This window comes from Pseudomonas sp. YuFO20, assembly GCF_035064975.1.
Classification (GTDB): domain Bacteria; phylum Pseudomonadota; class Gammaproteobacteria; order Pseudomonadales; family Pseudomonadaceae; genus Aquipseudomonas; species Aquipseudomonas putida_AE.
In genome coordinates this window covers 1-4,700 of record NZ_JAXDEO010000124.1, presented here as the reverse complement: position 1 = coordinate 4,700, position 4,700 = coordinate 1, and the positions used below count along the sequence as shown (strand labels likewise).

Here is a 4,700-nt window from a genome sequence, read left to right as displayed (position 1 = left end):
GGCAGCTCCTACAGGTGTACACATTCCCCTGTAGGAGCTGCCGCAGGCTGCGATCTTTTGGGGACATCACGCATCCATAAAAAAGCCCCCGCAACCAAAAGGCTGCGGGGGCTTTTTTGTGCGGCTCAGATCATTCCTGAGCTTCTGTTTCCTGCGCTTGGCGCTTCTGGATCACGCCCACCAACCGCTGTGCCAGGGCCGGGTAGTTTTCGTCGAAGTGGTGGCCGCCGGGCAATTTGATGACTTCGCCCACGGCGGTCTTGTCGGTACAGCCGCTTTCATCCACTTCTTCTTCACCGTAGATGCACACCACTTTCGCGGCGGGCAGCTTGGCCATTTCCGGGCCGGTGGCGGCTTCTTTGCCGGCGTTGCCGAGCCAGCCTTCGACTTCGATCTCGAAGCTGCCGGTGCGGGCGAAGGCCAGCAGGATAATGGCGTCGACGCGCTGCTGCTCGGACTCTGCCAGGCGGTTGTAGATCGCTGGCAGCACATCGGCGCCGAACGAGTAGCCGGTCAGGATGAAGCGCTTGGTGCCCCATTTCTGCCGGTAGTGCTGCATCAGCTCGGCGAGGTCCAGGGCGCTTTGCTCGGGGCTCTTGTGCTGCCAGTAGTAGCGCAGGGTGTCGATGCCGACCACGGGGTAGCCGATCTTGGCCATCTCGCCTGCCACGTCGCGGTCGAGGTCGCGCCAGCCGCCATCACCCGACAGGAACAGGGTCACGGTGTCCTTGGCCTGGCCGGCGGGCACTTCTACCACTGGAATCTGCAAGCCGCCCGCGTCCTTGTCGCCACCGACCAGCAGTTTGCGCAGTTCGTTATTCAGCACTTGCGGCAGGTTGATGTCGTAGTCGCTGATGCTGGTTTCAGCGTTGGGCTGGTCGCGCACGAAGCCGGCGCTGGTGTCGTCCGGGTTGTCGTTCCACGCCACTAGCCAATGGCCATGGGCGGCGCTTTTCGGCAGCAGGTGGGTGCAGCCGGGTTTTTCCAGGGCCAGGTCCACCGACACGGCCTGGGCCTTGTCGTTCTTCTGCTCGGACAACCAGCGCCAGGCCAGCACCGCGCCCGGGCCGATGCCGCTGACCAGCGTGGCCGGGCCTTTCAGTTCCCGCAGGCCCGACTGCAGGGCGCGGCTTTGCAGCAGGCAGTCCTTGGGCAGGATCACCTGGACAATCTCTGCCGAACCGCTGCGGCTCAGGGTCAGCAATTGCTTGTCGCTGAGTTTCTGTTCTTCATTGACCGCCACCAGCACCTGGGCTTTTGCCGTGGTGCCAGGGATAACCCGGGTCATCGCGGCGCCGTCGTTCGGGGTCAATTGCTCAAGGGTCGGTTCCGGTGCCGGGCGTTTGAGGTACCAGTAGCCACCACCGAGAATCAGGGCCACCACTACCAGGGTGCCCAGTACATAGCGCAGGGAGCGTTGAATCATCAGCGTTTCACCAATCCAGTCAAGCCGCCCGCGATCAGGGCGGCAGTGTCGGCCAAGGCAACCAGCGGATCGAGTCCGGCGGGCACGGCCATATAACGGGGTTCCCAGTCAGGCTGGAACTTGTCTTTGAAGCGGCGCAAGCCTTGGAAGTTGTAGAGCTGCTCACCACGGCGGAATACCATCGAGCCCAGTCGCTGGGTCAGCGGTGCACCGCGACGGGGTTGCAACCCCGACAACGGCACCATGCCCAGGCTGAAGCGCGCGTATCCGTGACTCTTATAATGTTGGATCAGGCCGACCATCATGAACTCCATGGTCAGCTTGGGGGCGTCCGGGTGTGCGCGCATCAGGTCGAGGCTGGCCAGGTCATGGCCGTAGGTCTCGAGCAGGTTGGCGAACGCCACCGGGCGTCCTTCGAAACGGATCACTGCAATGCGAAAGTGCTTGAGGTAATCGTCGCTGAAGCGGCCGAGAGAGAAGCCTTTCTCGCGCACGTTCTTGCCGGTCAGCCAGGCATCGGAAATCACCTTGAGCTCTTCCATCGGCGCCTGGCCCGGCTCATGGATCTCCAGCGACAGGCCGTCGCGGGTGCCACGGTTCCAGGTGTAGCGCAGGTCCTTCATCTCCTTGCCCTTGGCCTCGAGGTCAAAGCGCACGAGATCGACCCTGGCCTCTTCGCCAAGCTTGATCGCGGTCAGGCCGATGTCCATGTAGTACGGCAGGTTCTCCGCGCGCACTTGATAGAACACGGGGCGGGCGTGATGGATGTCGCACAGGTCGCGGAACTGCCAGATCATTTCCGCCCGTTGCTGCCCCGGACCGATCGGGTCATACAGTGCGACAAGGCTGCGGCCGCGGCGGGCGTACATCAGGAACGCCTCGTCGTTGGGGTGGAACAGCAGCGCCTTGTCGCCGGTCAGGGCCAGGCCGCCATCCGGCTGGGCGGAGGCCATGAGGATCTTGCTCGCGCGCGCAAGCTCATCGGGTGTCGGCAGGTGGATCACCGGGCGTGCGGTGCGCAGCAACCAGGTCAGGGACACCACCACCAGCAGGACCGCCGCGCCGAGCAGCGAGCGCAAGCCACGGGGGGCATCGGCATCGAGGGTGAACTGCCACCAGAGTTGGTGGCTGTACGGAACGTCCTGATAGGCGAACAGCAGCAGCCACATCGAGGCGCCGAGCACGCACACGCTGGCCACCAGGTAAAGGGGCGAGAACGGCAGTTCGGTCAGGCGGCTGGGGCGATAGAACGAGCGGCGGAAAACCCCCAGCAGGCTCGCCGTCAGCACCATCAGAGTGGCTTCCTCCCAGTCGAACCCTTTGAGCAGGGAGAGCAGGGCGCCGACCAGCAGCAGAATGGTGGTCAGCATCCACGCCGCCGACAGGCGACGACGCAGGCCTTGGGCCAGCAACAGGCACAACACGCCGATCAGGCTGGCGCCAAAGTGCGAAGCGTCGACCAGGCGGTGCGGGATCAGAAAGCCGATGTGTTCAAGGCGCGTGTCGATTTCCGGGGTCGCGCCGGAGAACAGCAAGACCACGCCGGACAGGAAGACCAGCACCGCCAGGATAGGCGCGGCCAGGCCGGAAGCGGCGCGCAGGGTCTGGCGAGTCTGGAACAGACGCTGGCCTTCGCTGATCAGCAGGAACAGGCAGGCCACCAGCATCGGCAGCACCACATAGATCAGGCGATAGAGCAGCAGGGCGGCAGCCAGTGGTGCGGCGCCGAGTGTGTCGGAGAAGGCCGCGAGCAAGATGGCTTCGAACACACCGACCCCGCCCGGCACATGGCTGAGCACGCCAGCGGCCAGGGCCAGCAGGTAAACCAGGAGAAACGCGCCGAACGGCGGCGCCTCCGGCAACAACAGATAGAGCACGGTGGCGGCGGCGGCCACGTCCAGTGCGGTAATGATCAACTGGAGGAAGGTCAGGCGGCGCCCGGGCAGGCGCAAGGTGCGGCGGCCGATCCTGACCAGCAGATTGTCGGCGTAGGGTTGTTCCGGCAGGCGACGGCGGTAGATGCCGATGGCCAGTACCGTGAACAGCAGCAACACAGCCGTCGCCAGGGTGCCCAGCAAGACTTGCGAAAGCCCCAGGGCGGCGGAAGCGTCGGGCAGGTCGCTGAGTGTCGCCAGCGCGGCGAGCGGGGGCAGGGCGCAGCCGAGCGAGAGGCTGGCGAACAGTGTCATGCGCGCGACTTCGGTCGCCCCAAGGCCATGGCGCGCATACAGGCGGTAGCGAACCGAGCCGCCGGACAGCATCGAAAGGCCAATGGCATTGCCGATGGCAAAAGCGGTGAAACCGCCCAGTGCCAGGGTTCGCGGTGCCAGGCTCACGCCGGCGTAGCGGCTGGCGGACCATTCGTAACCCAGCAAGATGATGAAACCGACGACGGTAGCGCCCAGCGCGCCCAGCAGTGCCGGTTGCGGAACCTCGAGGATCGAGTCGTGCAACGCGTTCAGGTCGAGCTCGCTCAACAGGTGACGACAGGCAATCAGCGCGATGGTGAACAACAACAGGGTGACCGCCAGGCCGATGGGTTGGCGGTATTTGCTGATTCGATCAAGCAAGCGCAGGCGTTGCGCCTTGATCGGTTGTGTCGCTGTGACGGTGTCTTGTGGATCAGACGAGTTGGCGCGCATCAATCACCTCTTGGATTGTGCGCGACAGGATGGGGGTATCCAGCCAAGTTACCAATCCCTGTAGAAAAAAATAATCACAAATATTAACGCCCGGCACCGAGTCCCGGTAACGGTTCGTCGACAGTCGTAGAGGGCTCAGCCTGGGATTGAGCATAGTCGGAACTCAGTGAATCGGTGACCCGGAGGGCTCACTGAAGAGTGACAGGTCATTGTTGCGAAAGGACTTTTTCAACAGATACAAAAAAGGCCACTCTTTCGAGTAGCCTTTTTTGATGTTTGGTTGCGGGAGCCGGATTTGAACCGACGACCTTCGGGTTATGAGCCCGACGAGCTACCAGACTGCTCCATCCCGCGTCTGTGTGGCGGCATTCTATAGAGAATCGCCGGGGTGTCAACCGTTAATCCCCAATTGGGTCAAATAAGTGTGAGAAAGGGCAAAACAGGGGAGGAGGTGACTTAAGTTTCGGAATCTGAACGATTTCTGATAATAGCGTGCTGCGAGTTGTGGCATGCCGATGACAAAACTGACGCGCACAAAAAAGGCCACTCTTTCGAGTAGCCTTTTTTGATGTTTGGTTGCGGGAGCCGGATTTGAACCGACGACCTTCGGGTTATGAGCCCGACGAGCTACC

The 4,700-nt window shown here is 62.7% G+C and carries 2 protein-coding genes and 1 tRNA gene; all 3 read right to left on the bottom strand.

The window, feature by feature from the left end; genetic code table 11:
* Nucleotides 1–130: 130 nt before the first annotated feature.
* The 3 genes from SOP85_RS30700 to SOP85_RS30690 all read right to left on the bottom strand — a co-directional run bounded on the left by SOP85_RS30700 (nt 131) and on the right by SOP85_RS30690 (nt 4,422).
* Nucleotides 131–1,426, bottom strand: a complete 1,296-nt coding sequence (locus SOP85_RS30700; protein ID WP_323629365.1) for a virulence factor family protein — start codon at nt 1,424–1,426, stop codon at nt 131–133.
* Complete coding sequence (gene mprF / locus SOP85_RS30695) at nt 1,426–4,068, bottom strand: bifunctional lysylphosphatidylglycerol flippase/synthetase MprF (protein ID WP_323629364.1); 2,643 nt, start codon at nt 4,066–4,068, stop codon at nt 1,426–1,428. Before mprF ends, SOP85_RS30700 begins: the two co-directional genes overlap by 1 nt.
* 277 nt (nt 4,069–4,345) lie before the next feature.
* Nucleotides 4,346–4,422: transfer RNA gene (locus SOP85_RS30690), tRNA-Met, on the bottom strand.
* Nucleotides 4,423–4,700: the final 278 nt, after the last annotated feature.